We start from the raw sequence: 1,091 nt of genomic DNA on the forward strand, positions 1-1,091 counted from the left end.
ATTCAAAATCCGTACCTTATACTGTTACAAATGCGACTGTACTGATAGATACCGCACCCGTAATTACTCCAATCGGCTCTAAATCGGTCAATGAAAAAAGCACCCTGGCCTTCAAAGTAAGCGCCAAGGATGCAGACGGCGACCGCCTCATTCTTACAGCTTCAGGAGTGCCTCAGGGTGCAGTTTTCAATACAACATCAGGAAACTTTACCTGGACGCCGGAGAGAGGACAGGCTGGAATTTACACAATTACGTTTAAGGTAAGCGACAGTTACCTCACAGATTCACAAAACGTCACTGTAACAGTAAATAAACTGAATAACCCACCGGTCATCAGTTCTTTCGAACCTCTGAACGGGTCGTCCTTCAGTGAAGGTGAAAGGATCGGGATTTCAGCAAACGCATCAGATGCGGAAGGGCAGGCCCTGAATTACTCAATCAGGATCGACGGAGTGGTGTACACTACTGATACGGAATATGTATGGGAAACAGACTATTCCAGCAGTGGAAACCACACTATAGAAGTGGCTGTAAGCGATGGGATTGATGAGGTGAAAGCTCAGCGCACCGTTTTCATAAGCGATTGTCACCCACGCTGGGATGTCAATGAGGACGGCGTAGTGAACATCCTGGACATAACCAGAGTCAGCCAGACGTACGGCACAACCGTAAACAAGCCTTACCCTCGACACGATGTCAACCAGGATGGAGTTGTCAATATACTTGACCTCACTCTGGTAGGAAACCATTTCGGCGAATATGTGAAGTAAAAGAAGCAGGCACAGGAAATCACACCTGTGCTTCTTCTATTCTGCTTTTTAATAAAATAACAGAAATTAGAGGAGTCTCTGTAAATGTAAAAACTGGGGGAATTTGAGACTTCTGCCATAAAACAACCAAAAATGATTGATAAAAAGCAGTTAGAAACTAATAAAGAAAATAAAAACTAGATTTTAACCTGTAAAAACAAAATGGGAGTGGGATAAATGAGAAAAGTTATTATTAGCTTAATTGCATTAATTGCAATTCTTGCCTTTTTAAGTTCAACTGCAGCAGCTGCATCAACTGTAACACTTCAACCGTCATCAAAA

General features: G+C 42.7%; 1 protein-coding gene. It reads left to right on the forward strand.

Translation table 11 applies throughout. The annotated features are described in order from the left end of the window. Positions 1-770: Ig-like domain-containing protein (locus NC238_06675; GenBank protein ID MCM1565622.1), on the forward strand; the 770-nt coding region annotated here is incomplete at its 5' end. Positions 771-1,091: the final 321 nt, after the last annotated feature.

The organism is Dehalobacter sp., from assembly GCA_023667845.1.
Taxonomy (GTDB): Bacteria; Bacillota; Desulfitobacteriia; order Desulfitobacteriales; family Syntrophobotulaceae; genus Dehalobacter.